At 70.9% G+C, this 26,847-nt stretch carries 22 protein-coding genes and 2 CRISPR repeat arrays; of the genes, 8 read left to right on the top strand and 14 right to left on the bottom strand.

Features of this window, described 5'->3' with window-relative positions; translation table 11 throughout:
* Positions 1-19: 19 nt before the first annotated feature.
* Positions 20-436 carry a hypothetical protein gene (locus E6R18_RS14115; protein ID WP_136317225.1) on the bottom strand — a complete coding sequence of 139 codons (417 nt, stop codon included), beginning with the start codon at positions 434-436 and terminating at the stop codon, positions 20-22.
* Positions 437-511: 75 nt separating this feature from the next.
* Here E6R18_RS14115 and E6R18_RS14120 point away from each other — a divergent pair, with 75 nt between their 5' ends.
* Entirely contained in the window at positions 512-1,222 is a 711-nt protein-coding gene (locus E6R18_RS14120; protein ID WP_136317226.1) for a uridine kinase, read from the top strand.
* A 280-nt stretch (positions 1,223-1,502) separates the two neighbouring features.
* Here E6R18_RS14120 and E6R18_RS14125 read toward each other — a convergent pair whose 3' ends face one another.
* Positions 1,503-2,246 (bottom strand): SigE family RNA polymerase sigma factor, encoded by a 744-nt coding sequence (locus E6R18_RS14125; protein WP_136317227.1) that lies wholly within the window; start codon positions 2,244-2,246, stop codon positions 1,503-1,505.
* A gap of 214 nt (positions 2,247-2,460) precedes the next feature.
* Here E6R18_RS14125 and afsQ1 point away from each other — a divergent pair, with 214 nt between their 5' ends.
* From afsQ1 to E6R18_RS14150, 5 genes are all read left to right on the top strand, one after another.
* Entirely contained in the window at positions 2,461-3,138 is a 678-nt protein-coding gene (gene afsQ1, locus E6R18_RS14130) for a two-component system response regulator AfsQ1 (protein ID WP_026171255.1), read from the top strand.
* Positions 3,135-4,691, top strand: coding sequence for a HAMP domain-containing sensor histidine kinase (locus E6R18_RS14135; RefSeq protein WP_136317228.1), 1,557 nt, complete (start codon positions 3,135-3,137; stop codon positions 4,689-4,691). Before afsQ1 ends, E6R18_RS14135 begins: the two co-directional genes overlap by 4 nt.
* On the top strand, positions 4,688-5,299 hold the full coding sequence (locus E6R18_RS14140; protein ID WP_136317229.1) for a hypothetical protein: 612 nt from the start codon (positions 4,688-4,690) through the stop codon (positions 5,297-5,299). Before E6R18_RS14135 ends, E6R18_RS14140 begins: the two co-directional genes overlap by 4 nt.
* 141 nt (positions 5,300-5,440) lie before the next feature.
* Entirely contained in the window at positions 5,441-5,995 is a 555-nt protein-coding gene (locus E6R18_RS14145; RefSeq protein WP_136317230.1) for a VanZ family protein, read from the top strand.
* Between the two features lie 93 nt (positions 5,996-6,088).
* Entirely contained in the window at positions 6,089-6,298 is a 210-nt protein-coding gene (locus E6R18_RS14150) for a PspC domain-containing protein (protein ID WP_136317231.1), read from the top strand.
* 80 nt (positions 6,299-6,378) lie between these two features.
* Here the strand turns inward: E6R18_RS14150 and E6R18_RS14155 are convergent, their stop codons facing one another.
* The gene (locus tag E6R18_RS14155) at positions 6,379-6,693 is read right to left on the bottom strand and encodes a hypothetical protein (RefSeq protein WP_136317232.1); all 315 of its coding nucleotides are present in this window, start codon (positions 6,691-6,693) and stop codon (positions 6,379-6,381) included.
* 142 nt (positions 6,694-6,835) lie between these two features.
* Positions 6,836-7,990 (bottom strand): adenosine deaminase, encoded by a 1,155-nt coding sequence (locus E6R18_RS14160; RefSeq protein WP_136317233.1) that lies wholly within the window; start codon positions 7,988-7,990, stop codon positions 6,836-6,838.
* Between the two features lie 186 nt (positions 7,991-8,176).
* Here E6R18_RS14160 and E6R18_RS14165 point away from each other — a divergent pair, with 186 nt between their 5' ends.
* Positions 8,177-8,857 (top strand): prolyl oligopeptidase family serine peptidase, encoded by a 681-nt coding sequence (locus E6R18_RS14165; RefSeq protein WP_136317269.1) that lies wholly within the window; start codon positions 8,177-8,179, stop codon positions 8,855-8,857.
* Positions 8,858-9,435: a CRISPR direct-repeat array (repeat unit 29 nt; unit sequence GGGGCCATCCCCGCACGCGCGGGGAGCAG).
* 99 nt (positions 9,436-9,534) lie between these two features.
* On the opposite strand, the gene cas2e is transcribed toward E6R18_RS14165, so the two are convergent.
* The 10 genes from cas2e to E6R18_RS14215 form a co-directional block, all read right to left on the bottom strand.
* Complete coding sequence (gene cas2e, locus E6R18_RS14170; RefSeq protein ID WP_136317234.1) at positions 9,535-9,894, bottom strand: type I-E CRISPR-associated endoribonuclease Cas2e; 360 nt, start codon at positions 9,892-9,894, stop codon at positions 9,535-9,537.
* Positions 9,891-10,871: a type I-E CRISPR-associated endonuclease Cas1e gene (gene cas1e / locus E6R18_RS14175; RefSeq protein WP_136317235.1), complete on the bottom strand. Its 981-nt coding sequence runs from the start codon at positions 10,869-10,871 to the stop codon at positions 9,891-9,893. The genes cas2e and cas1e overlap by 4 nt, the downstream gene beginning before the upstream one ends.
* Positions 10,872-10,875: 4 nt before the next feature.
* Positions 10,876-11,646, bottom strand: a complete 771-nt coding sequence (gene cas6e / locus E6R18_RS14180) for a type I-E CRISPR-associated protein Cas6/Cse3/CasE (RefSeq protein WP_136317236.1) — start codon at positions 11,644-11,646, stop codon at positions 10,876-10,878.
* Positions 11,646-12,377 carry a type I-E CRISPR-associated protein Cas5/CasD gene (gene cas5e, locus E6R18_RS14185; RefSeq protein ID WP_136317237.1) on the bottom strand — a complete coding sequence of 244 codons (732 nt, stop codon included), beginning with the start codon at positions 12,375-12,377 and terminating at the stop codon, positions 11,646-11,648. The genes cas6e and cas5e overlap by 1 nt, the downstream gene beginning before the upstream one ends.
* Positions 12,374-13,591 carry a type I-E CRISPR-associated protein Cas7/Cse4/CasC gene (gene cas7e / locus E6R18_RS14190; protein WP_136317238.1) on the bottom strand — a complete coding sequence of 406 codons (1,218 nt, stop codon included), beginning with the start codon at positions 13,589-13,591 and terminating at the stop codon, positions 12,374-12,376. The genes cas5e and cas7e overlap by 4 nt, the downstream gene beginning before the upstream one ends.
* 137 nt (positions 13,592-13,728) lie before the next feature.
* On the bottom strand, positions 13,729-14,418 hold the full coding sequence (gene casB / locus E6R18_RS14195; RefSeq protein ID WP_136317239.1) for a type I-E CRISPR-associated protein Cse2/CasB: 690 nt from the start codon (positions 14,416-14,418) through the stop codon (positions 13,729-13,731).
* On the bottom strand, positions 14,415-16,241 hold the full coding sequence (gene casA / locus E6R18_RS14200) for a type I-E CRISPR-associated protein Cse1/CasA (protein WP_136317240.1): 1,827 nt from the start codon (positions 16,239-16,241) through the stop codon (positions 14,415-14,417). The genes casB and casA overlap by 4 nt, the downstream gene beginning before the upstream one ends.
* A complete protein-coding gene (cas3, locus tag E6R18_RS14205) occupies positions 16,234-19,053 on the bottom strand; it encodes a CRISPR-associated helicase Cas3' (protein ID WP_240799728.1) in 2,820 nt (939 codons plus the stop codon). The genes casA and cas3 overlap by 8 nt, the downstream gene beginning before the upstream one ends.
* A gap of 389 nt (positions 19,054-19,442) precedes the next feature.
* A CRISPR array of direct repeats spans positions 19,443-22,946; the repeat unit is 29 nt; unit sequence CTGCTCCCCGCACGCGCGGGGATGGTCCC.
* A 374-nt stretch (positions 22,947-23,320) separates the two neighbouring features.
* Positions 23,321-23,527, bottom strand: coding sequence for a DUF397 domain-containing protein (locus E6R18_RS14210; protein WP_240799721.1), 207 nt, complete (start codon positions 23,525-23,527; stop codon positions 23,321-23,323).
* A gap of 15 nt (positions 23,528-23,542) precedes the next feature.
* A complete protein-coding gene (locus E6R18_RS14215; protein WP_206308281.1) occupies positions 23,543-24,406 on the bottom strand; it encodes a helix-turn-helix transcriptional regulator in 864 nt (287 codons plus the stop codon).
* 1,281 nt (positions 24,407-25,687) lie between these two features.
* Between E6R18_RS14215 and E6R18_RS14230 the strand changes: the two genes are divergently transcribed.
* Entirely contained in the window at positions 25,688-26,554 is an 867-nt protein-coding gene (locus E6R18_RS14230; protein WP_240799722.1) for a radical SAM protein, read from the top strand.
* The last annotated feature ends 293 nt before the right edge of the window (positions 26,555-26,847 follow it).

The raw sequence follows: 26,847 nt of genomic DNA on the forward strand, positions 1-26,847 counted from the left end.
GGCACGGGCCGCCTCCCTGTCAGCCGTGCAGCGCGTCCACGGCCTGGCCCACCACGGGCAGGTCCTTCAGGGCGCCGCCACTGGTCACGGGGTCGGTGACCAGCGCGGTGGACAGCGGCTTGAAGTCGGCGACCTGGGTGCCGACCGCGTTGTCCAGCGGGTCCACGCCGGTGCCGGCCAGCGGGTCGAGCCGCAGGTGGGTGACGGGCGCGATCCCGCTGTCCAGCGACTGGCCGAGCGCCCCGGTCACCGCGCCGCCGGCCGCCTCGGTGGCGTCCCCGAGGCTGGTGTCGGTCCCGGTCGCCTGCACGACGGGCAGCGGCGCGGCCTGCGCCGCCGCGCCCCCCGCGCCGAGCGCGGCACCCACCGCGGTGACGGTCAGACCTGCGCGCAGCAGCGTGCGGCGCCGGGACTTGGAAAGTGCGTGACGTGCCATGGATTTCCCACCTGATCGGGCCGAACGGACCATCGGCCGAGTAATCGAGCGAGTGCACAGCGTAGTTGAGGTGTGATGCGCGGTACCAACAAGACCACCCAGGGGTCCCCTGTGCGGGTCAATGCCTCACACTCGTGTCCTGTGAGTTCCCAAGCGCTTTCGACCCGAGTCGTCCTCCTGGCGGGCCCCTCCGGCTCCGGCAAGTCCTCCCTGGCCGCCCGCACCGGTCTCCCGGTGCTGCGGCTGGACGACTTCTACAAGGAGGCGGGCGACCCCACGCTGCCGCTCGTCGCCGGCAGTACGGACATCGACTGGGACTCCGTCCTGTCCTGGGACGCCGAGGCCGCGGTCGCCGCCATCGCCGAGCTCTGCCGCACCGGCCGCACCGACGTCCCCGTGTACGACATATCCACCAGCTCCCGCACCGGGCACGAGACCTTCCACATCGAGCGCACCCCGCTCTTCGTGGCCGAAGGGATCTTCGCCGCCGACATCATCGGACGCTGCCAGTCGCTGGGCCTGCTGGCCGACGCCCTGTGCCTGCGCGGCCGCCCCTCGACGACCTTCCGCCGCCGCCTCCTGCGCGACCTGCGCGAGGGCCGCAAGTCGGTGCCGTTCCTGCTCCGGCGGGGCTGGCGCCTGATGCGCGCCGAACGCCGCATCGTGGCCCGCCAGGCGGAGCTGGGCGCCCACCCCTGCAACAAGGAGGAGGCCCTGGGCCGCCTCGCAGCGGCAGCGGCGGGCCGCCACCGCGCACCTGCTCATGCAAGCCCCTCCGGCGATTGAGGACCGGGGCGGCACCGCAAGCCCCTCCGGCGGTTGAGGAGCAGGGCGGCACCGCAAGCCCCTCCGGCGGTTGAGGAGCAGGGGTCCGGGGGCGGAGCCCCCGAACGCACCGCGGGGCCGGACAGGACCCCCCGGCCCGTCCGGCCCCACAGCTTCCCCGTACCCCCGTACGTACACCGCCGCCTCCCCCGAAGCGACGGCAGCCCCCGTATCCCCCGGGCCCCCGTTCTCTCCCCCGTAACACCGCCGCCTCCCCCGAAGCGGCAGCGCCCCCGTTCCTTCAGGCCACCAGCTCGCCGAAGGACTCCTCCTCGTCACGGCCGAAGCTGAGGACCTCGTCCTCGCGCAGCCGGCGGAGCGACCGCCAGATGCTCGACTTCACCGTGCCGACACTGATGTCGAGGATGGCCGCGATCTCCGGGTCCGTACGGCCCTCGTAGTACCGCAGGACCAGCATCGTGCGCTGGAGTTCCGGCAGTCGCGCCAGCGCCTGCCAGAGCACCGCGCGCAGCTCCGTACCGCGCATCGCGTCCGTGTCGCCCGCCGTCTCCGGCAGCTCCTCGGTCGGGTATTCGTTCAGCTTGCGCCTGCGCCAGGCGCTGATGTGGAGATTGGTCATCGTGCGGCGCAGGTAACCGCCGACCGCCGCCTTGTCGCTGATCCGGTCCCATGCCCGGTACGTCGAGAAGAGGGCGCTCTGCAGCAGGTCCTCGGCTTCGAACCGGTCACCGGTCAGGTGGTAGGCGGTGGCGTACAGGGAGGCGCGGCGCTCCCGGACGTAGGCCGTGAACGCCGCTTCGGCGTCCTCGGACCGTGCCGGTGCCTTCCGCTCCCCCGAGACCTCCCCGTACGGGCCTCCCCCGCTACCCGCGTCAACCACCGTCATGAATGACGTGTGCTGACGCCCGGCGCCTCGAACGCACCCCCGTCCGTTCACTGCGGCGCCGGACTTCTCGGTGCTCCGCCCGACATCGTGGAGACGCGTGACAACTGCGCTCGCGTTGATGCTGTGAGTTGTGTTCATCTCGCGCCCCCCATCGGTGGAGTCCGTCCGTTCCTTGTGCCAACGAGCTTGCCGGGGCAGTTTCATGGCGGTGTCCGCCGACTGTCACAGACCTGTCACAGGGCCCGGCGACTGCACGAACCGGGGCTTGTCGATGCATGAGGGACGTATGGGGCGCGCATCCGGGGGGGGACCGACTGTCGAACCGGGGCGCCCCATGGGTCAGAATGACCAAGTGCCTTTCCTGTTGCTGATCGAGGACGACGACGCCATCCGCACGGCCCTCGAACTCTCGCTGTCACGCCAGGGCCACCGTGTGGCCACCGCGGCGACGGGAGAGGACGGCCTCAACCTGCTGCGCGAGCAGCGCCCCGACCTGGTCGTGCTGGATGTGATGCTGCCCGGGATCGACGGTTTCGAGGTGTGCCGCCGCATCCGGCGCACCGACCAGCTGCCGATCATCCTGCTGACCGCGCGCAGCGACGACATCGACGTCGTGGTGGGTCTTGAGTCCGGCGCCGACGACTACGTCGTCAAGCCGGTGCAGGGGCGGGTGCTCGACGCCCGTATCCGCGCGGTGCTGCGCCGCGGCGAGCGGGAGTCGACCGACTCCGCGACGTTCGGCAACGTGGTGATCGACCGGTCCGCCATGACCGTCACGAAGAACGGCGAGGACCTGCAGCTCACGCCGACCGAGCTGCGCCTCCTGCTCGAACTGAGCCGCCGGCCCGGCCAGGCCCTGTCCCGGCAGCAGTTGCTGCGCCTGGTCTGGGAGCACGACTACCTCGGTGACTCCCGGCTGGTGGACGCCTGCGTCCAGCGGCTGCGCGCCAAGGTGGAGGACGTACCGTCGTCGCCGACCCTGATCCGTACCGTGCGGGGCGTGGGATACCGGCTGGACTCGCCGCAGTGAGCACGGCTGTGCGGCGGAGCCTGCTGGCCGGGCTCCGCTGGACCAGCCTGCGGCTGCGGCTCGTCGTCGTGTTCGCCCTGGTCGCGCTGACCGCCGCGGTGTCGGCGTCCGGAATCGCGTACTGGCTGAACCGCGAGGCCGTACTGACGCGTACGCAGGACGCGGCGCTCGGGGACTTCCGCCAGGAGATGCAGACGCGGGCGGCCTCGCTGCCGCTGCGCCCCACCAAGGAGGACCTGCAGACGGCGGCCGTGCAGATGGCGAGCAGCAGCCCCGGTTACAGCGTGCTCCTGATCGACGAGCGCGACCCGGGCAAGCCCATCGTCGGCAACTCCGACCTGGACACCTTCACGCGCAGCAACGTACCGCCGTCGCTGCAGAAGCAGGTCGGCAGGAAGCAGCCGGTCAAGGCGGGCAACAAGTACGAGTACCACCTGTTCTGGCAGCGGACCTCGATCCGCGGTACGCCCTACCTCGTCGCCGGTACGAGGATCATCGGCGGCGGGCCGACCGGCTACATGCTCAAGTCGCTCGACCAGGAGCGCCAGGACCTCAGCTCCCTGGCCTGGTCGCTGGGGATCGCCACGGCGCTCGCCCTGGTCGGCTCGGCCCTGCTCGCCCAGGCCGCGGCGACGACCGTGCTGCGCCCGGTGCAGCGGCTCGGGGACGCGGCCCGCAAGCTGGGCGAGGGCAAGCTCGACACCCGGCTCGTGGTGTCCGGCACCGATGAACTGGCCGACCTGTCCCGCACGTTCAACAAGACGGCCGGCTCGCTGGAGAAGAAGGTCGCGGACATGAGCGCGCGGGAGGAGGCCAGCCGCCGCTTCGTCGCCGACATGTCGCACGAGCTGCGCACGCCGCTCACCGCGATCACCGCGGTCGCCGAGGTGCTGGAGGAGGAGGCCGACAGCCTGGACCCGATGATCGCGCCCGCCGTGCACCTGGTGGTGAGCGAGACCCGGCGCCTCAACGACCTGGTGGAGAACCTGATGGAGGTGACCCGCTTCGACGCGGGCACCGCCCGGCTGGTCCTGGACGACGTGGACGTCGCCGACCAGGTGACCGCCTGCATCGACGCCCGCGCCTGGCTGGACGCGGTGGACCTGGACGCCGAGCGCGGCATGATGGTCCGCCTCGATCCGCGCCGGCTCGACGTGATCCTGGCCAACCTGATCGGCAACGCGCTGAAGCACGGCGGTTCGCCGGTACGGGTCTCGGTGCGCATCGAGGGCGAGGAGCTGGTCATCGAGGTCCGCGACCACGGCCCCGGCATCCCCGAGGACGTGCTGCCCCACGTCTTCGACCGCTTCTACAAGGCCAGCGCCTCCCGGCCGCGTTCCGAAGGGAGCGGGCTCGGGCTCTCCATCGCCATGGAGAACGCGCACATCCACAACGGCGACATCACCGCCCGGAACTCGCCGGACGGCGACGGCGCGATCTTCGTGCTGCGGCTGCCGCGCGACGCCGAGGCGCTGAGCCGCGACGCCGAGGACCGCGACGCCGAGGACCGCGACGCACCGATACCGGACCACCAGGAGGACGACCCGACGTGAGGCGCAGCGAACGCCGGGGACACCGCCCCGCCGCCGCCCTGGCCGGTGCCGCACTCTGTGCCGTACTGGCCGCGGGCTGCGGCATCCGCACGACATCGGTGCCCGTCGACGCCGGAGCCGCCCCGTCCCGGGTGCCGTGCGCGATGCCTGCCGAGGACGTCGCCGCCCAGGCCGAGCAGGGCATCCCCGTACAGATCTACCTGGTCTGCGCCTCGCAGCTGGTGACGGTGGACCGTGCGGTGCAGGTCGCGGAGGCGAAGTCGGACCGCCTGCGGATCGCCACCGAGCTGCTGGACGAACTGCGCCGCCGCCCCACGGCCGACGAGCAGCAGGCGGGTTTCTCCACCGACGTCCCGAAGGCGCTCCGGGTCTCCGGACCCCGCACGGGCGACGCGACGGACGCGCTGCGGCTCAGCCAGCAGCCGGAGGACCTGCCGGCCGAGGCGCTGGCCCAGATCGTCTGCACGTTCACGGAGAGCGAGGCGTTGGTGCCCGGCGAGACGGTGACGCTGGGCGGCCCGGGGAAGTACCCGGCGCGCGGCTATCTGTGCACGGCGGAGACGAAGGCCAGCCCGAAGGCCGTACCGAGCACGGTGGGAGTGTCGTAGGGCGCCTCGGGCCGGCGGCGGCGTCCGCCGGGCCGCGTACGCGGACGGCGCGGACGGGTACCGGCCCGGGACCGTCGCCGTGAGGCAGGTCTCCCCGCCCCCCACGGAACCGATCCCGCCGCCGCCCGCGTCTAGGGCTTCGTGCGTCAAGGTACGGACGGCCAGGCCGTCATCCGCTTCCGCGCGGCCGGGGTGTCGCTGCTCCTCGCGCATCTGCTGCTCGTCGGGTGGCTCAGTCTCCGCCCGCTGGACGTGCCGTGGGTGACCGCCGCCAACCTCTCACCGTTCGCCGGTATCAAGGCCGACCTGTCGCTCGGTCCGGCCACCGCGTTCCGCCGGATCGGCGCGGGGCTCCTGCTGCTCGCGCCGCTGGGCGTGCTGCTCCCGATGGCCGGGGGCCGGCTCCATGTCTCCCCGTGGTCCTCGCTGGCCCGGACGGTCGCGGCCGGCGCGCTGATCTCGCTGGCCATCGAGCTGGGGCAGACCGGGGTTCCCGGTCAGGTCGTCGACGTCGACTCGCTGTTCCTGAACACGGCGGGCGTCGCCCTCGCCCACGTCCTGGTCGTACCGGCGGGCCGGGCGCGGCTGCGGCGGCACGGCGGGCAGCAGCGGCGGGTGCGGGTGGTGTCGCGGAGCGGCCACGAGGCCCCTCAGGGTTCGACCCCGACGATTTCCAGGGTCGGGATGGCCCCGTAGAGCGACGCTTTGCCCCCGTTCGTCGCGCGACCATGGAGACACGGGGAGCACAACCGAGCGCTCCCCCCGCAACGGTTCGCGAAGGAGCCCACCATGGCCGCACTTGCCCGCCCCCGTGACGGACGCATGCTCGGCGGAGTGTGCGCGGCGCTGGCCCGGCGCTTCGGCACGTCCGCGAGGACCATGCGCATCATCTTCCTGGTCTCGTGCCTGCTGCCGGGCCCGCAGTTCCTGCTCTACCTGGCGCTGTGGGTGCTGCTCCCCCAGGAGGAGGGGCGGTCCTCGGCGGCGGGGGCCTGGTAGCAGCCGAACCCGTACGCGCACGCCTGTGGGCGGTCACCCGGATCGGGTGACCGCCCACAGGCGTGTGCGAGCGCTGCGGCTCAGTGGCCGAGCGGCAGACCGTTGGCGGAGATCCCGCTGGTGGTCAGACCGCCGGTCGGCATGCCGCCGAGGAGGCCCTTGACGGGGGTGGTGGCGTCGCCCAGGACCTTCGTCTGGCTGGTGCCGAGGAGCTGGTTGGCGGTGTCCTGGACCGGCAGCGTCGACGTGGCGTCGGCGACCGCACCGGCGACGGGCAGGACGCTGCTCGCGGCGTCGAGCGGCAGCGCGGAGGCCGAGGCGGTACCGGCGGCGGCAGCGGCGAAGGCGGCACCGAGAGCGGCGACACCGAGAGTCCTGGCAGCAGACTGCTTCATATGACATTCATCCTTGGGGAAGGGGATGTGGAATGTGAGCGGCTTTGCAACGTAGTCAGCCGCGCCCCTTCCCCGCAAACGTCCGCCACCCCGGAAAAACGGCCGGTGTGCACAATCCCCGGCCGTTTTCCGTACGGCCGGATCAGCCCGCGAGTGAGGAAGAAACGCTGGTCGCAGCCGTCTGCTCAAAAAGCCACTCGGATTTCAGCTCGGCGTAACCGGGCTTGATGACGTCATTGATCATCGCCAGACGTTCATCGAAAGGAATGAATGCTGATTTCATCGCATTGACGGTGAACCACTGCATGTCGTCGAGCGTGTATCCGAACGTCTCGGTCAGCTTCTCGAATTCCCGGCTCATGCTCGTCCCGCTCATCAGCCGGTTGTCCGTGTTCACGGTGGCCCGGAAGTGCAGCTTGCGCAGCAGCCCGATGGGGTGCTCGGCGTACGAGGAGGCCGCCCCCGTCTGGAGGTTGGACGTCGGGCAGAGCTCCAGCGGGATGCGCTTGTCCCGTACGTAGGAGGCGAGCCGGCCCAGCTTCACCCCGCCGTCCTCGGCGACCTCGATGTCGTCGATGATGCGGACCCCGTGACCGAGCCGGTCGGCGCCGCACCACTGGATGGCCTGCCAGATCGACGGCAGCCCGAATGCCTCGCCCGCGTGGATGGTGAAGTGGTTGTTCTCGCGCTTGAGGTACTCGAAGGCGTCCAGGTGCCGGGTGGGAGGGAAGCCCGCCTCGGCGCCCGCGATGTCGAAGCCGGCGACGCCCTGGTCCCGGTAGCGGTTGGCGAGCTCGGCGATCTCCAGCGACCGCGCGGCGTGCCGCATCGCGGTGAGCAGGGCGCCGACGCGGATGCGGTTCCCGTCCTGCCGGGCCCGCCGCTCGCCCTCGCGGAAGCCCTCGTTGACGGCCTCCACGACCTCTTCGAGGGTCAGCCCGGCCTCCAGGTGCTGCTCGGGGGCGTACCGCACCTCGGCGTAGACGACACCGTCGGCGGCCAGGTCCTCCGCACACTCGGCGGCGACCCGGAACAGCGCGTCGCGGGTCTGCATGACGGCGCAGGTGTGGGCGAACGTCTCCAGATACCGCTCCAGCGAACCGGAGTCGGCCGCCTCCCGGAACCAGACGCCGAGCTTGTCCGGCTCGCTCTCGGGCAGCGCGTCGTAACCGCTCGCGGCGGCGAGGTCGAGAATCGTCCCGGGCCGCAGGCCGCCGTCGAGGTGGTCGTGCAGAAGGACCTTGGGGGCACGCCGGATCTGATCCCGGCCGGGCACATGGAGGGTGGGGCTCATCATCCACGCACTCTAACGCCTACGCGCGTAGACCGCACCGGTCGATGCGTAACAGAGACCGCGAATACGGGTGGCGTACACCCTTCCTTCTGACACTGTTACGCCATGGCACAGCGCGCACTCCCCCAGCCTGCGGCAAGGCTGGGACGGGCCGTCGGAGCGGCGGCCGGAGCAACAACGGTCGGCGGCGTGGTCCTGCTGCTCCCGGACGGCGAGCCCCACTCCCACCGCCGCCCCTCCTCCCTCTCCTACGCCCGCCGGCTCCCCCTGGCCCGCGCCCTGGCCCGCGCGGGCCGCACCGACGGCCTCGCCGCCCACGTGGTGCACTACCGCTGCCGCGGCTGGAACGAGGACGACGCCCACCCCGCGGCCGACGCCGAGTGGGCGGTGGACGAGGCGGTACGCCGCTACGGCGACGTCCCCGTCTGCCTCGCCGGCCACGGCATGGGCGCCCGCGCCGCCCTCCGCGCCGGCGGCCACCCGGCGGTCACCGCGGTCCTGGCCCTCGCCCCCTGGCTCCCCGGCGACCCGGCGGCCGCCCCCGAACCCGTCAAACACCTCGTCGGCCGCCCCGTCCTCCTCATCCACGGCACCAACGACGCGCGCTGCGACCCGGAACTGTCCTTCCGCCTCGCCGAACGCGCCAAGAAGTCCAACCGCGACACCTGCCGCTTCGAGGTCCACTCCGACGGCCACGCGCTACGCCAACACCGCGCGGAAGTCACCGCGCTGGCCTCGGACTTCGTACGGGGCGCCCTCTTCGGGCGGGGGTACACCCGCCCGGTGACCGACGCGCTGGCGGCCCCGCCGCCGTTGGGACTGCGGATGCCACTGGCTGCGGGGTTCGGGGAGTCGTTGGGGGCGGGGTGAGGGGGCGATCCCCGGGGTGCGGGGAGCAGCCCTCCCACAACCGCACCCGGGTCGCGACGGTGGGACCATCCCCGCACGCGCGGGGAGCAGCAGCCGGAGACGCGGGCGCAGCTCCTGAGCCAGGGGCCATCCCCGCACGCGCGGGGAGCAGCCCCAGCCCCGCGAGGTGCGCCCGAAGGTGATGGGGCCATCCCCGCACGCGCGGGGAGCAGCGCGATCGGCTGATCTCGTTCGTGCTGTCGGCGGGGCCATCCCCGCACGCGCGGGGAGCAGGCCAAGCGGACGTCCGCGTACGAGGACAGCGAGGGGCCATCCCCGCACGCGCGGGGAGCAGGCCAAGCGGACGTCCGCGTACGAGGACAGCGAGGGGCCATCCCCGCACGCGCGGGGAGCAGCCGTGACGGCTTCCCGCTCCTGCACGACCACTGGGGCCATCCCCGCACGCGCGGGGAGCAGTGCTCCCGCTTCTCGGCCGCGAGCCGGTCGCGGGGGCCATCCCCGCACGCGCGGGGAGCAGACGAGGATCTGCGGCGCCGCCTGCTTGTTGGTGGGGCCATCCCCGCACGCGCGGGGAGCAGGCTTCCTGGCCTGCGGCTTTACCGCGCCAGAGAGCCGTTCCGCACCACTTTCACCGAAACCGGCGATACGCCCAAAACAACCTTCTACACATCGAGCGCTCACCCCCTCCCGAACCGCCGCCTCTTGGCCGCTCTGCTCCAGCCCGGTTTCGGGCCCTCCGGCGGCTGCTTCCTCGTCGCCGCGCCCTCGGCCGGGCGGCGGATCAGGGTCAGGCCCTCGTGGTCGGTCGGGTGCCACTTGTGGTCGTGTGTCCGGAAGGTGAAGCCCTGCTCGGTGTTGGCGGTGTGCGCCAGCAGGGCGCGGCCCTGGTCCGCGTACTCCTGGACTTCCGCCCAGAGGACGTCGCGGACCCTCGCCGAGGGGTTGCCGATGAAGACGCCTGCGGAGATCTCCAGGAGCCAGCGCGTGAGGAAGCCACGTAGACCGGCCGGGCAGTTGGTGAGCACGATCACCGTCACCAGAGCATCTCCTCGTCCTCGTAGGCATCCGGCCCGTCGTGGTTTCGACCTGCGGCGACCTCGACTCCGCCGTCGCTCTGGAGCGTGACCACGTCTCTGTCAACGGAGGCGGAGGCGGTGGCCGCGTTCGCGCCGTCGGCGAGCAGCAGGTGTTTGATGTCGTCCACGCAACGGTCCAGCAGGGACATCTCGTTGATGCGGTCGCGCAGAGCCCTCCGGGTACGAGAAGCGACGTCCTCCTCGCTCTCCGCGGCCACGTCGAAGGCCAGAGGGATGCCGACCTCCGTCTTGTACAGGTCGGCTATGTCCAGGACGAAGGAGAGCTCGTGGCCGGAGTGCACGAAGCCCAGGGCCGGGCTGCAGCCGAGGGACGACACGACGGCGTGGGCCACTCCGTACATGCACTGGGCTGCCGCGGTGATCGCCTGGTTGACCGCGTCGCCGGCGGCGAAGTCGCCCGGGACGTACTTGCGGCCCCGCCAGCGGATGCCCGTACGGGCCGCCTCGGCCCGGTAGCAGTCCTTCACCCGGCGGCCCTCGCGGCCGAGGAGCCCCTTGCGGGTGAGCCCCTCGGGGTCCTCGTCCGGGAAGCGCAGCCGGTACATCGCACGGGCCACGGACAGGCGGCTGCGTGCGTTGGCCCATTGGACGGCCTGCGCCTCCGCGAGTGCTGATGAACGTGTCAGGGCGCGGCCACCCGCGTAATAGCGCACGCCCTGTTCACCGACCCAGGCCACGGCGGCACCGGTCTCCCCGAGCACGCTCATCGCCTGGTGCGTGATCCGGGTGCCGGGGCCCAGGAGCAGCGTGCCGATCGTCGCGGAGGGTATGTGCGTCGTACCCTCCGCGTCCTCGGCAGTGATCGCGTTCGCGTCCCGGTGCACCACGCAGCGCTCCAGGTAGATGAAGGACAGCCGTTCGCCGGTGCGGGTGAGGTGGCGAGGGGTAAGGGCGTTGCGCTGGGAGACCGTGGCCACCGGTTCATTCCGTTCCGTCGAGCGGGGCCAGCGTCAGCAGGCCGCAGCCGTACGCCTTCGCCTTGCCGATCCCCTGCGTGAGGGAGCGTCGCATCACGGCCGGGTCGGTCACCTCCAGGTGGCCGTCGAACGTCACGGTCACGATGCTGACGCGGCTTCCCCGCTTCCCCTCGCTACGCGCCTTGTCGAAGGCGAGCCCCCTGCGGTCACCGACCGTCAGTCGATAGCGGTCGCCGTGGTGCTCGTGACCGCGATGCGTGGTCCCTCCCGGTAGCAGGCGTTCGCTCTGCGGCTTCTCGACCACCCGGAAACCGCAGCGCTCCTGACGGTCGAGAAGCCACCCCATCTGGTGCGCAGGGGTGATGTGCGCGGTGCGTTTACGCGGCTCGTCCGGCTTCCGCCGGATGTCGTGAACGGGGTTGGCTGTCAGCCGGAACGCCCACCGCTGTTCCTGGGCCAGGCGGTCGAGGAACGGAGCGTACGGCCGGGTCTGCCAGCCCGGGTTCTCAGGATCAGCGGCCGCGGGCCAGCCCGCCTGCTCCACCAGATGCGTCAGATCAGGTTTCTCCGGGCTCACCACGTACAGCTGCACCTCGGCCCGCGCGTTCTGGTCGATGCGCCACAGCACCCGGGGGCCATCAGGAGCGGCAGCGGCCTGCGTGGGCAGGAGCCCGGGGAACGACGCCATGACGGCCGCGTGCAGCACCTGCGGTGAGGACAGCAGACGGCGCGCACCCGTGCGCGCCGTGTTCATACGGAAGCGGGTCAGGAACATCAGACGCTCTCCTCCAGGGCGTCGAACGGATCGTGGCGAGGCCGCCCGGCCTGTTGGCCGACGACGTCCGGGTTGGGAACGTTCACCGTCCTGCTGACCACCGTGCGCAGAGCGTGCCGGCGTTGCTCAGCCGCGAAGCTGAGGGGCTGGTCGCGCTGGTGGTCCGCGTCGAGCTCGTCCTCGTCCGCTTCACGGAGCACGGTGAGGGACACCATTGCCTCATCCCGGTGCCTGCGGCGGTACCAGGCAGCCGCCTGCCACGGCTCGTCCGTCAACGTCTGCTGGAGCGAGTCCCCCTCGCGCAGCCCCAGCTCCACCGGCTGCGCGGGCGGGCAGGAGCGGCGGCCGAGGAACGGCGGGTACGCGGGAGCCCGCAAGGCCCCGTACAGGCGGGTGAGGAAGCCGGTTTCGCCCGCAACCGCCGCAACGAATACCGCATCGGCCAGGTAGAAGCGCTCGGACAGGGGCATGGAAGCACCGGTGACGCCGTGGTGTGCCGTCTGGAAATCCCGTACGCGGCTGCCTGGTTGGTCAATCCGAACGCCGAACCGCAGGCCGTCCGCGAGGGCAGCCACTGCCTCGTCGTCGCCTCGTTCGATGCCTGCCGCCGCCGCGAGCAGGCCGATCACTCCGCTCTTCGTCGGCGCCGATTCCGTCGTGCGACGGGCGAAGCGGGCAGACGAACCCCAGGACTGCAAGGGGCCCGCCAGCCTCAGGGCCAGCACGCTCATTCGGGCTTCTCCAGGCGCTCGGCGACGGCCTGCCCCACCGAGGCGACGAGTTCGCCGATGCTCGCGGACTCCGTGCCGATGTCCGCGAGCTTCCTGGTGTTCGGGCCGACGCGAAGCACCCACGTGAGTGTGGAGCCCTCGTCGCCGTACGCCCGCTCGACGTCCGGGATGTACTCCGCGAGGCGGGCGCATGCCTCGGACACGTGACCACCGAGGTCTCCGCGTACCGGCTCCTCGAACGCCGCGACGAAGCTGATGGGGCGGGTGGTCCGCAGCTTGACGACGACGGCGTCGGGCAGCGTGTGGTGGCCGAACGTGTTGATCTTTCCGGTGGGCAGGGACTCGACGAAGCCCTGGACGAACGCTTCGGCGGCACGCCTCACCGGGGTGACCTTCGACTCGTCCTCGCGCAGCCCCTCTCCCAGGTTCGCCGCCAGTTGGTGGATGCCGAGGGCCGCGTAGCGGTAGAGCGTCGCCGAGTTGAAGTCGACGGTGCCGATCATTCCGGCCCCGGGCTCCGAGTCCTTGTTGTGGTCATCGACCGCCGTGTAGTAGTCGGACTCGTTGTCCACGCGGTGGACGCTGATGGCGTGGGCGACCTGCACGGCCGCGTCCACGCTGAAGTCGGTCGAGTCCGCGACCATGCGTCCGAACAGCGCGATGTCGACCGAGTGACGGGTGTCCGCGATCTGCTTCACCCGGGCCTTGTTGTCCTTGTCCTTCAGGAACTCTGCGATGTCGGCCGCGCCCTCGACGGCGAACCGGGCCAGTCCGTCGAGTTGCCGTGCGCTGAGGAAGACCAGGTACTTGGCCTGGGGCGGCCGCTCCCGCGTCTCCTCATCGGCTCCGGCATCATCCGCCCCCGCCTTCTTCGAACTCTTGCGTTTGGGTACCTCGATCTTGAGCCCTGTGGCGGCGACGACCTCGGCCGCCAGCTCCAAGGCGTCGGCCTCCGTGACAGAGGCGTCGTGCTCGCGGATGCGGTCGGCGAGCACCTCGACGACCTTCTTGGTCCGTACGCCCAGTTCGCTGGGGTCGAGGAGGTTCTTCGCCCCGAAGTAGTCCCGGGTGGCCTTCTTCCACGCCTGGCTGGAGACCCGGGCGCGGGGCACTCCCCCGTACACCGACGACTTCGGGGAACCGGTGTCGTCGCGGTTCAGATTGCTCGGTGGGACGGTCTGCAGGGCGTGCACGTCGAGGTAGAAACGGTTCACGAGGCGTCCTTGTCGTACTGGCTGGTGTGTGGATGCTGCCGGGGTCGGCGGGACATCGGTTGTTCGGAGGCGGGGGTTGGTGCCGGTGCCGTTCCGCGGATGGCTCGGAAGAGCAGCGGCGGGCGTCTACCGGGTGTCTACAGTCCGGCGGCGGCTTGTTCGTCGCCTGCCGGCTCGTCGCCACCCGGCCCGTGGCCGTCGCTCGGCTCTTCCCCCTGCCAGGCGTGGAACGACCGTCCCCATTCCCTGCGCACATGGTCGGGACCGTCCGGCCACTGCCACGCGTAGAGCTGCCCGGCGAGCAGCGCGTAGTCGAGGGGGAACTGCTCGCGGCGCAGCAGCAGAACGATGTCCCTCAAGCGCTGCGCGAGGGTGGGCAGGTCCGGCGCGGTTCCGGCCCGGACCAGCCGCTTGCGCAGCGGCTCGTCGATCTCGTCACGCTTCATCATGCGGCGCACGGCGGCACCCACCCCGCGTGGTTTCCCGCGGCCGCCCCGTTGGTGCATGCCCGCGTCGCGGCGGGACTGCTGATGCAGCGCCCACAGGGTGAGAGCGGTGTGGAGGGCGTTCTCCGCGTGTTCGAGCTCGGGCTCGCTCAGCTCACGAGCGTCCTCGCGCGGAACGTGCAGGGGCGAGGTGTCGACAAGGTTCCACAGGTCGGGCAACCGCTCCGGCTTCTGCCCGGCGCCTCGGCGCAGCCTGGCGAGAGCCGCGACGGCGCTCGACTCGTCGGCCAGGTATCCGCGTTGGTACGCGGCGATGCGTTCACCGGCGAGCTCTTCAACCCGCTTGCGAGGCGAAAGCGGAATGATGGTCGTCGTCGTCATACGTGCCCCTCAGTGACGGGTGCGGCAGCGGGCGGGACAGACATGGCAGCGGCAGGCACGGTGGCTTCTGATTCGCCGGCGGTGGCTTCTGATTCGCCGGCGGTGGCTTCTGACTCGGCGGCGGTGGCTTCTGATTCGGCGGCGGTGGCTTCTGATTCGCCGCCCGTATCCGTCGGTTGGTCGGAGTCCCGGGGATGGCCCAGGCAGGTGTCGAGGCGGTAGCGGAACCAGTTGCCGGCGAGGCCGGCGTTCAGCCATTCCGTACGCGACTTGACTGTGATGACCCGGCCCTGCCAGGCGGCATCGCCGGCCCGGTCGATGAGGCCGTCCCCGAGTCGGCCCACGATCCGGTGTACCTGCCGCTGCCACTCGGCCCGTGCCGCGTACGGGTCCGCGCTGCCGTCCAGAGCGGCGAGCCAGGTCCGGTAATGGGTGCCCAGCACGTGGAACCCCGAGTCGCGCGCCGTGGCCCTGGGCCCCTCGCTGTCGGTGCCGGCGGCACGGGCGAGGTTCGTCGCGAGGTCACCGAGCGCGGTGACGGCCTCCTCGGCGTCGGTGACGGCGCTGATCGCCTGCTCCGCATACTCGCTCTTGCGCTCATGGAGCAGGACCACCGCCATGGACACGTGGTCGTCGACGACCTCGTCGATCACCGACTGCTGCGTCCCGTATTGGGCGCCGACGATCCGCGCCCTGACCAGGAAGCCCTCGGCCAGCGCGCCGCTCGTCACCAGTTGGGAGATCCACCCGAAGAGCCTGGGCGACAGGTAGGGCGCGGCCTCCGCACCCTGGTCCGGCGCGCCCCGGTCGGCAATCAGGGAAGCGAGCCCTCGCCACGCCGCGCGGGCCGGATCGTGCTCGCGGGGCATGTAGGCGGTCGGCTCGCCGTGCTTCTTCTCCTGCGTCTTGCTGCGCCGCCACGCGGTCATCGGCTCGCAGCCGTGCTTGTTGCGGGCGGTGAGCGGGTCACCGTAGCCGAGCACCACGCCGTGTACGCCGTCGCCGTCCGCGTGCAGGAGGAGGCGCCGGGTCTGCCAGGTGTAGAGGTCGCGGACGCCGGTGGGACGGCGTACGGGCTCCGCGCCCGGCCCGCATGCATCGCGTCGCCAGGCGGGGAGGTCGTCACCGGCGTCCCAGTCGCTGAGGCCGACGGTGTCCGCGGGCGCCACCATGTTGAGCAGGAGGGTTTCGCGCAGCGTGCGCCCTTCGGCGAAAACGCCTCCCAGATTGCCCGCCCAGCCGACCCCGAGCGGGTAGACCCGGCCGCCCTTGACCCGGCCGTCGCCCACGACACCGGTCTTGATGCCCGACGTGTCGTACGCGTGCGCGTGCACGACCCAACGGGCGGCTTCCGCATACGTCAGCCGGTCGACAGCCGGCATACGGGAGCTGAAGAAGGGCGCCCCGTTGGGCACGTCGGCAACGATCCGGTTCAGGGACGAGACCTCGCCCTTCGCCGTGTGCAGTCCGGCCACCTGGAAGAACGGCGTACGGTCGTGGAAGAGGTCGAAGCGGTCACGATGCTCACCGAGGTAGGCCCCGACCGGCGCGAAGCAGTCGTCGTCGGCCCACAGTTCCGCCCAGTGTTCGACGTCCCGTGGTCCGTCGAGTGCGTCGTGCGCGACGGCGAGCAGGAGCCGCAGCAGGGCGAATTCCTGGGTGGGCAGGTCCCCGACGATCCGGCGCAGCCCATGCGCCTGGTCGAAGACCTGCCGCAGCGAGAGCTCAACGTGTTCGCCGTCCTGACGCAAAACCGGAATCCAAGGATCCGCAGTGAGGTCGAACGACAGCGCGGGGGCCGTATTTTCATCTGTTTCAGACATGGGTCACCTCAAGGCCGTCGCTCTCGCTGTAGCTCAGGGAAAAGCCTGCCAGGTGGGTCTGACAATCCTCGTCGAGCGCGAGAACCAGCTGGCCGGAGAGCCACTGGCTCTCCTTCACCTGCCAAGCGGGTACGTACAGTTCCTCCAACTCGGCGATGGCCCGCTCCATGACGTCGGCGTACGAGAACTGGATCGGCAGCCTCAACCCGCAACTCGCCGCCGCACGCGCCGCCTGCCGGGTCGGCACCTGGTCCAGGGGCAGGTCCAGCCCTCCGAGCGGATTGCCGCGCCGGTCGGGAGCGAGCCACGGAACCGTCGCCAGCGTCCCGTCATCCCGCCGCTGGACCACGACGACCTCCAAACTCTCCCTGCTGTCGCGGACCTGGGCGCGCCCGGCCCGGCTGTCGTCCGCGTCGCCCACCCCCGCCGCGACCCACCCGAACAGCGGCCTGCCCGCCTTGCCCACTTTCCCGAGCCGGAACACGGCCGCACGCTCGGCCTGGTCTGCGCGGTGTTGTTCGTACCGTTCACGAGCCTCGGCCATCGCGTCCACCCAGCCGGCGGGCCCGGCGGCGCCGTCCGCGTACGCGGCTTGGACGAGAGGGCTGATGTCGTCGGGCAGCCGTACGGGACGTGCCTCCCCCTGCTCGAAGTGCGGCAGGAGGGCGGCGGCCGACCGCAGGAGCGCGTACGTCCCGTACACGGCAACCGACCCCCGTACGGGTACGGGCACGTCGGCATCCCAGTCGGCGCCGGTGACCAGGCAGCGCGCGCGGCGCAGCCGCTCGGGGCGGTCCTGCTGGCCCACGCCGCGCTGGTGCCTGTGCAGGCGGCCCATGCGCTGGAGCAGGAGGTCGACCGGGCAGAGGTCGGTGACGAGCAGGTCGAAGTCGACATCGAGGGACTGCTCCGCCACTTGGCTGGCCACGACGATGTGCGGTCCGGCCGGACGGCCGTCCGCCTTGCCCGGAGGACCGAAGCGTTTGAGAAGGTCCGCGTCCTTTGCCGCCCGGTCGACGTCGATGAAGCACGAGTGCGCGACCGTCACGTGCTCGTCGCCGAACCTTCTCCTGAGCGCCTTCGCGGTCTCCAGAACCCGCTTGACCGTGTTGCGTACGACGAGCGCGCAGCCACCCCCCTCCAGCTCATGGGCGAGCCGTCCGACGAGGACGTCGACGTCGTCCTCGACCCGTTCGAGTACGACGTCCGTGCCGCGACCGGAGGCGTCGGGGCCCCGCATGACCGGCGGACGGCCGTGAACCACGGCAGTCAGCAACGGATAGGCGGTGGCCTCGGCGACCTCCTCGAACGCCGGCTGGACGTCGGTTCCTTGGGTCTCCGCGCCGGAGTACGCCTCGACGAGTTCGCGCCGTCTGCGGGCGGGAAGGGTCGCGGACAGGATCACGACAGGCACCCGGTACGCGCCGAGCCAGGCCAGCACGCGATCGAGGTACACACTCATGTACGTGTCGTAGGCGTGCGCCTCGTCGATGACGACGACCTTCCCCACCACCGCCAGGTGACGCATCGCCAGATGACGGCTCTTGAGGCCGGCGAAGAGGAGCTGGTCGATGGTCCCGGCGACGAAGGACGAAAGCATGGCCTTCTTGCGTCCCCGCAGCCAGGCGTGCGCGACGAGTTCGGTGAGAGCCGCGGGTTTCGTGTCACGGGGACGCCGGCGCGGCGCCTGCGGAGCGTCGAGGTCGACGGCGACGATCCGTTGACCGCTGCCGCGCATCAGCTCGGCGAAGTCCTCGTTCAGTGCGGCCTTGGAGTGGGCGAGGAGTACGGAGTGCTGAGCGCCCCGGGCGGACGGCAGCCGTGCGATCCATTCCAGTAGACGGGGAAACATGGCGTTACCGGTGGCCATGGTGGGAAGAGCGAAGAAGGCGCCGCCTGCCCCGGAGCGGGCGGCGAAGATCTCGGCGACGGCGAGCGCGGCCTCGGTCTTGCCCTCGCCCATGGGCGCCTCGATCACCATCAGCCCTGGTTCGCCCATGGAACGGGCCAGTTCGACGGCGGCCTCCTGCACCGGCCGGGCCTTCGCGCCCTCCGGAAGACCGAAGCGGGATGCGATGAGCTCCTGGGCGTCCTCAACGGGCTCGTCCGGGGACCAGGGGGCGGGGAGATCGAGCCCGCGCCAGGCGGCGGCCACGCGCTCCTCACCGCTGCGGGCGGCGTCCTGCGGAAAGTACGGGAAGAGGTCGGCGTTGCTGGCGATCCAGTCGGCGACGATCACGAGCGAAGTGAGCAGCACCTGCGCGGTCTGCGGCAACTGCACCTCCCGCCAGGCGTCCAGCCGGTCCTGTACGCGGTACTCCTCCGCACACGCGTCGAGCAGTTCGCCCTGCACCCGCAGCCAGACGTCCCGGCTCGGCCCGGGGCTGCGCAGCAGGTGCCCGTGCTTGTGCAGGGCGGCGATCTGCCCTGGTTCCGGCGGCACGCCGTGGTGCCCGCCGACGACGACGGTGAACTGCCCGGCCTGCTTCACCGTCCAGCCGTGCCGCTCACGCAGCCACTCCCCCAACAGCGCCTGGCCGGCCAGCCCGTGCGGGGCGATCCTGCGGTCCGGGCCGAGGGCCTTGGCGGAGCGCATCTCCAGCCCGGCGTCACGCATGCGATCGGCGAGCTGATCGACCTGGCAGGCGAAGGCGGGCGTCGCTTTCCCGATGTCGTGCACCCCGGCCAGCCAGAGGGCGAGCCGCCGCCCGTCGTGTTGGCCGTCCGGGAGCGCCGAGCCGATGAGTGCCTTGACGTTGGCGGGCAACCACGTGTCCCACAGCAGCCCGGCGATCGCGGCGCTGTCCTCCATGTGCCGCCACAACGGCAGCCAGCCGTCGGAGTCCCGGTCATGCTTGGCCCACACGGTGCGGGCGGGACCGGTGAGTTTGGCGTTGAGCCCGGAGCGTGCGGGACCGGTGAGTCTGGCATGGAGCCCGGAGCGGGCGGCGCCTTGCCTTGCGGTGGTCATGGGAGATGCATACAGGGGGAGGGCGGGGCAGGATGGTCATACGATGAAACTCGTGCGAATGCTGGGGGAGTTGGAGAGGATGAGCCACGAGGAAGGCGGGTCGCCTATACAATGCCCCTTCGGCTTGCGCTACTTAGCCCATCAATGAGCACCTTGAGGTCGTTATGTCGGATTGCGCGAAAGTGGTCAGAAACCCCGGCCGCGCCGACTAAAGTCGCAGGTCGCGCAGTCTGCTCCCCGCACGCGCGGGGATGGTCCCGGCGGGTTCGATTGCTCCGGCCTTACACAATTCTGCTCCCCGCACGCGCGGGGATGGTCCCTTCGGGCTGAATGCGAAGGACGCCCTCGGGCTCTGCTCCCCGCACGCGCGGGGATGGTCCCGCGTGGCCGATCGGCGTGCAGTGGGAGGAAGACTGCTCCCCGCACGCGCGGGGATGGTCCCAGCTCGTCGCCCTGGCGAAGACCAAGGTGGGGCTGCTCCCCGCACGCGCGGGGATGGTCCTCCCGCTGGACCGCGCACCGTACGAAGCGCTCGCTGCTCCCCGCACGCGCGGGGATGGTCCCTACGGGATCTACACCGGCCACGGGAACATCACCTGCTCCCCGCACGCGCGGGGATGGTCCCTCAACGGCTTGATCACGCTCGACGGCAGCCAGCTGCTCCCCGCACGCGCGGGGATGGTCCCAGCGGCTCCGGTCGGCGGAAACTCCCGCCTGACTGCTCCCCGCACGCGCGGGGATGGTCCCTCCGTGACCGCGCAGGTCGGGCAGCTCGTCCGCTGCTCCCCGCACGCGCGGGGATGGTCCCCTCTGGACCGTCAGCGGCGACGGCGGCGACGGCTGCTCCCCGCACGCGCGGGGATGGTCCCCGCAACAAGATCACCACCGCGTACGGTCTCGTCTGCTCCCCGCACGCGCGGGGATGGTCCCCGGCCCCAGTCAGGCATTCGGCGCCGCCCAAGCTGCTCCCCGCACGCGCGGGGATGGTCCCGGGCGCCGGGCCGGACGTCCGGGCACGGCGGTCTGCTCCCCGCACGCGCGGGGATGGTCCCGCCTGGAACCGGGACGACTGGATCGGGGCCGCCTGCTCCCCGCACGCGCGGGGATGGTCCCTGATCATGAACCGGCCCGACAGCCCCGGGGCGCTGCTCCCCGCACGCGCGGGGATGGTCCCGTCATCGGCCCGATCAACGGCTACGACCTGTACTGCTCCCCGCACGCGCGGGGATGGTCCCGCGAGAGCCCAGGCAATCAGCCGGTAGTGCCACTGCTCCCCGCACGCGCGGGGATGGTCCCACCCGCAACCAGACGCCCCGGTGAAGATCCGCCTGCTCCCCGCACGCGCGGGGATGGTCCCTCAGTGAGTTGGTGGCCGCATCCCGTTGTGCTCTGCTCCCCGCACGCGCGGGGATGGTCCCGTCGTGGCCGAGCGCACCCGGACGTGGCCGTACTGCTCCCCGCACGCGCGGGGATGGTCCCACGGCTGCGGTGCCGAGGTTGGTCAGCAGCAGCTGCTCCCCGCACGCGCGGGGATGGTCCCCGGTGCCAGGCCGGGGCGGCCTCCCCGAAGAACTGCTCCCCGCACGCGCGGGGATGGTCCCGGTGGCCGTCTTCGTGACGGGGGCGCGGCTGGCTGCTCCCCGCACGCGCGGGGATGGTCCCACCTGGAAGAGCATGTACTTGAGGGCGGCACTCTGCTCCCCGCACGCGCGGGGATGGTCCCCCGCACGACCCCGACCACATCCGAGGCCGCGCCTGCTCCCCGCACGCGCGGGGATGGTCCCTCCCTCACCCACCGCATCAACATCGGCGCCATCTGCTCCCCGCACGCGCGGGGATGGTCCCAGGAGGTGCCTGATGTACGAGCCGACGCGGGTCTGCTCCCCGCACGCGCGGGGATGGTCCCCCTCCAAAGAAGGGATCGCGTGAGCCAGAGACCTGCTCCCCGCACGCGCGGGGATGGTCCCGGGACGACGACACCCACGAGGTGATCGCCCCACTGCTCCCCGCACGCGCGGGGATGGTCCCGACCAGGTCTCGGCGGGCGGGGCGATCTCCTGCTGCTCCCCGCACGCGCGGGGATGGTCCCGGGAGCGGGGTCTGGCAGTCGCCTCTGTCGGACTGCTCCCCGCACGCGCGGGGATGGTCCCGGGCTGCGGCCAGCCGCCCCGGCCGGATTCCCCTGCTCCCCGCACGCGCGGGGATGGTCCCTCCGCGCGCATCATCTGCGAGTTCACCCCGGCCTGCTCCCCGCACGCGCGGGGATGGTCCCCCGGGCCAGCCGCCGAGGGGCCAGTTCGAGCCCTGCTCCCCGCACGCGCGGGGATGGTCCCAGCCACGCGGCCGTGGCCCACACTCCGTGGGCGCTGCTCCCCGCACGCGCGGGGATGGTCCCCGTCCAGCGGAACCACGAGACGCGGGAAGCGGCTGCTCCCCGCACGCGCGGGGATGGTCCCATCGTGCGACGCTGGGAAGCCAGCTAAAAAAGCTGCTCCCCGCACGCGCGGGGATGGTCCCGCACTTGCGGCAGAACCTCGGAGCCGTGCTCGCTGCTCCCCGCACGCGCGGGGATGGTCCCCCCTGGGGTACCGGGTGCACCCCAGGGAATCGCTGCTCCCCGCACGCGCGGGGATGGTCCCGCGGCCAGAGGAGCGGCAGCCGTCCCTTCGCCCTGCTCCCCGCACGCGCGGGGATGGTCCCGACTGGACGACGAAGGCCGCCCCGCCCAAGACCTGCTCCCCGCACGCGCGGGGATGGTCCCAACTCCGGGGGTACCGGCACCGCTGAGGTGGACTGCTCCCCGCACGCGCGGGGATGGTCCCCCGTTGCCCCGGTTGCCGACTTCGGCCGTCTGCTGCTCCCCGCACGCGCGGGGATGGTCCCACCACGGCCGACGCGGTCGTACGTCGCGCAATCTGCTCCCCGCACGCGCGGGGATGGTCCCCGACACGAGTAGGAGCCATGGAACCCACCCTCCTGCTCCCCGCACGCGCGGGGATGGTCCCCCGTTGCCCCGGTTGCCGACTTCGGCCGTCTGCTGCTCCCCGCACGCGCGGGGATGGTCCCCTGGAGCGCATGCTCACGGCCGGTGCGTGGTCCTGCTCCCCGCACGCGCGGGGATGGTCCCCCACGGGGCCGCTGATCTGTGAGCCGGGGATCTCTGCTCCCCGCACGCGCGGGGATGGTCCCCCCAACGGCGTGCCGGGCCGGTTCCGCTCAAACTGCTCCCCGCACGCGCGGGGATGGTCCCCTGCCGCCCTCCGTCAGGCCAAAAAAAGATGGCTGCTCCCCGCACGCGCGGGGATGGTCCCGGCACCCGCCCCCACCGGCACCACCAACACCGCTGCTCCCCGCACGCGCGGGGATGGTCCCACCATCGAGCGTTCCGTCCGTCACCTCGTGGACTGCTCCCCGCACGCGCGGGGATGGTCCCGCGCGGCGGCTTCGGGCCGGGCGCCGGCGCATCTGCTCCCCGCACGCGCGGGGATGGTCCCACGTACCACGTCGTCATGGCGCACCAGGCGCCCTGCTCCCCGCACGCGCGGGGATGGTCCCGAGGGCTTCAAGGGGCGCGGCTCCTGCCAAAGCTGCTCCCCGCACGCGCGGGGATGGTCCCGGCAGATGAAGCGGTTGTTCGGCGAAGGCCGGCTGCTCCCCGCACGCGCCGGGATGGTCGACCGGCGGAGACACTCCCGCCGTCACTGTCTGCTCCCCCCGCGCGGGGAGATGGTCCCAGCTCCGCCGACGCCGAGCTCACGGCCCGCGTCGGCTGTCCCGCCGCTCGACGGCCCGTTCCGCACGGCCAATGCACCACGGCCTACGGCCCCTTGCGGGTCTGATCCAGCCCTGGCCACTGCCGACCCCAGGGCATGGGCCAGGTGGTCAGTGGGCCGGGGCGTTCTGCGTCTTCTGGAGGGTGTGGGATCAGTCGGGGTGGGATGTGCGCGACCCGGGCCCTGCGTGCCTCGCGGTACACCGTAAGACGCTCTTCTGGCCGTGGACCTCGTCCGGGGTGAGGCCACCGCTGCGGACCATGCCTCGACGTGCCCGCCTGCCTGATTTCGGCCGGCGGGCACGCCTGTGCCGACTCGCGGGGGCACGTCCGAAGTCAGGCAGCAGCCCCGGGGCCACCTTCGCGTACCCCGGTCACGAAAGCGGCCCATGTGTCGGCGCCGAAGATCAGGACCGGGCCGCTTGCGGATTTGCTGTCCCGCACGGGAACGGCGCCCGCAACATCAGCGACCTCGACGCACTGACCGTTACCGCTGCTGTAGCTGCTCGCCCGCCATACCAACTCGGTGGCCTCGTACTGCACTCCCAAACACCTCTCTCAGTCACGCTGACCAGCAACACTATCCAGCAGCTTGACACTGTCGTCCATGTCCAGCGCCACGGCTTGCAGGTGCTCAAACATCGATTTGTACCGCCGGATCTCCGTCTCGGACTCCAAGAACAAGTCCCCCGCCGGCGTATCCACGTAGACCAGCTCCGGATCTTGCGCGTCCGGGAAGTCCATGTGGACGAAACTCCCGGTCATGCCGGCGTGCGCCCCCTTGTCGAACGGGATCAGCTGCAATGTCACGTGGGGTTCTTCTGCGAGTTGGGCAAGGTGTCGTGCTTGCTCGACCATCACTTCGCGCCCGCCGACCATCCGGCGCACAGCCGCCTCGTCCATGATCGCCCAGAGCTGGAGGGGGTTCGGCTTGGTGAGCACTGCCTGTCGCTCGATGCGCGCTCGTACGCGCTGCTCCACTTCCCTTTGGCTGGCAGTGGGCAACACGCCCTTGATCACAGCCCGTGCGTAGCGTTCGGTCTGCGCCAGCCCCGGAACGAACAGCGATTCATAGTTCCGTACGCTTCGAGCCTCGGCCTCGAAGCCGATGTAGGCAGTGTATTCCTCGGGCAACTCCGAGTGATACGGCCGTAGCCACCCCTGGTCGTGAGAGCCGCTCTGCACGGCGAGCAAGTCCGCTCGCTGTGTCGCGCTCGCTCCATATAGATCCATGAGCGCCAGCAACGTCCGCTTCTGAGGCCGGGCGCGCGCCTTTTCGATCCGGTACAGGGTGACGCCGTTGACGCCTGTCCGCTCGGTGACCTCCTCGCGTGTCAGTTGAGCCGCAGAGCGGAGAAGTCGAAGCTCGGCAGCCAGTCGCCGCAGTCTGACCGTGGGTGGATTCTGCCGCTTGCCTGACACGCTGTGCGCCTCCCTGCCTCGGTGATACCCGCGAGTCTCATCTCTGACCGCCCCTCCCCTCAAGTCAACGCGAAAACGCCATCCCACACTTCGCAACCCTTGCGTTCTACTGCCATGCGGATGCATGCTGGTCGCGCAGCTACCCACAGTCGCCGTTTGGTGACGCTGGATAGCTGCGGGCGGACACGCCTGCATGGAAAACCCCGGCGACGGTGGTACCCGTCCCGGGGCGTGGCCAACGCTTTGAAGGAGCGTCGACGTGCACAACCATATCGTTCGATTTTTTGGACCGGTGTTTCTGTTCCTGGGGTTACGGCGGCGGCAGCCATCGGTTCAAGGGGTGGCCCCTCGGCCTGACTCGCTGACCGTGACAGCTCACCCTCGCCGCCTCCTGGTGCACCGGTCCGCCATGCCGGTCAACATGACCCCGCGCTCGCCGGGTGGCCCGTACTCCCAAGCCGCGTACGGCCGTTGGGAGCGCGCAGAGAACAGGATGCGGCGAGAACGGCGGCGGGCGCTCTGGCTGGCGCTACATGGCGTCGACGTGGGCCCTCGCGTCATCCACGGGATGGCGGTGCGGTGATGGACTCCGAAGAGTGGGAGGGGCCGGATCTCGCGACCGGCCAATCACCGCTTGCCTACCCTCCGTGCCAGTGCGGCTCGGCCGGGTGCCCCGACCAGCCCAGCCAGGACGCCGAAGGGCGCGCGGCGGATCGTCAGGTGACAACTGATAGCCCGGTATTCACGGGTCTTCGGGCTCGCGTCCGGGACGAGAACGCACGGCGAAAGTTCGGGAGGCTGGGGTGAGCATCCGAGGGATCAGGGCGCCCGCCGCCTCGACCGCACGGCAGCACCGTAACCGTCCGTCCGAAGCACCAGCCCCTCCAAAGGTCTTCACCGGCTGGCGGCAGTTGAATCCTGGGCAAGTCGTTTTCGACCGGGTCAAGGAAATGCCCTGCATGGTGATTCAGGCCAGAGGCGACCATGCCGTCGTCGTGCGGCCGGGTGGACCGCCGTGGGAGGTACCAGTGCGGCGGCTCTCACCGGGCACCCAGTACCACTGCCGACAGCTCGATGCGCTGGCTAAGCATGTCGCCTACCAGCGGCGCGGTGAAGAACGCCCGCGCTGAATCCGGCTGCTGGTCGTTGAGTTCAGCTCAGTGGCCCTGCCCGCCGTGCAACGCGGTGCGGCCGGCGGGGCCACTGCCTCAAGCTTCCCGCTTGGCGTCGCCAGGCGGGGTCAGTGAATGCAGTGCACCACTCGGCAGAGAGGAACGCGGCGTGACCACGGCAGTTGAACGAACCACCCATGAGGCGGTTGGCAGCATCCAGTCTCTTGAACTGGAGATCACCGGGAAATGCCAACTGTCCTGTATGCACTGCCTGTCGGAGTCCAGCCCGGAGGTGACGCACGGGACGATGTCTGTCGAAGACTGGCGGATGGTCATCACCGATGCCGCCGCTCTGGGCATCCACACGATCCAGATCATCGGCGGAGAACCGACGGTTCACCCCCACTGGAGGGCTCTCGCCGAGTACGCGCTCACACTCGGGCGCCACGTGGAGGTGTACAGCAACCTGTACAAGGTCCATGAGCAGTGGTGGGAGCTGCTCACGCATCCCTCAGTAACGCTCGGGACCAGCTATTACAGCGACGATCCCAGCGAGCACGACACGATCACTGGGCAGCGCGGCAGCTATGTCCGGACTCGATCGAACATCCGTGAAGCGGTGAAGCGGGGCGTGCAGATCCGGGCCGGAATCGTAGAAGTCCTGCCGGGCCAACATGTCGCCGGAGCCCGTGCCGAACTGCGGTCCATGGGCGTGACCAGGATCAACGTGGACAGGGCGCGGGCGGTCGGACGGGCGCTACTGCCGGGCCAGTCACCGACGCTGGACGAGATGTGCGGGAGATGCACGCGTGGGCGCGCCGCCGTCCTTCCGAACGGGGACCTCGCGGGGTGTGTGCTGGCGCGGGACTTCCCGGCGGGCAATGTGCGCGAGACCCGTTTGGCTGAACTGCTCGGCGGAAGGGTCTGGGCAGACCTCGCTGCACGGATTCCACTGCCTGCCCGGAATGCCTGCCCGCCGGACGACAGCGGCGATTGCGACCCGGCCAACACGACAGCCTGCGCACCCAAGTACTGAGAGGCTGACCAGCATGGATTGGCACGGACCTGCGGAACGCCTTGCAGATCAGGTGACGGACCCCGATTCCCGGTGGTTATCAATGGTGGCGAGTGTGCCCCGCCACGAACTGGTTCCTCGGTGGTGGGAAGCGGACGGCACTGGGTGGGTGCTGCGCGACGGCGCCAGTAATCCTGGTGCCTGGATGCGGGCGGCCTACTCGGACCGGTCGTTGATCACGAGGGTCGGCACGCTTCACGCCGATCACGCCCGAGCCGGGGAACGGACCGAAGGACTGCCCACTTCATCAGCCA

It is taken from the genome of Streptomyces sp. A1277 (assembly GCF_004795015.1).
Classification (GTDB): Bacteria; Actinomycetota; Actinomycetes; order Streptomycetales; family Streptomycetaceae; genus Streptomyces.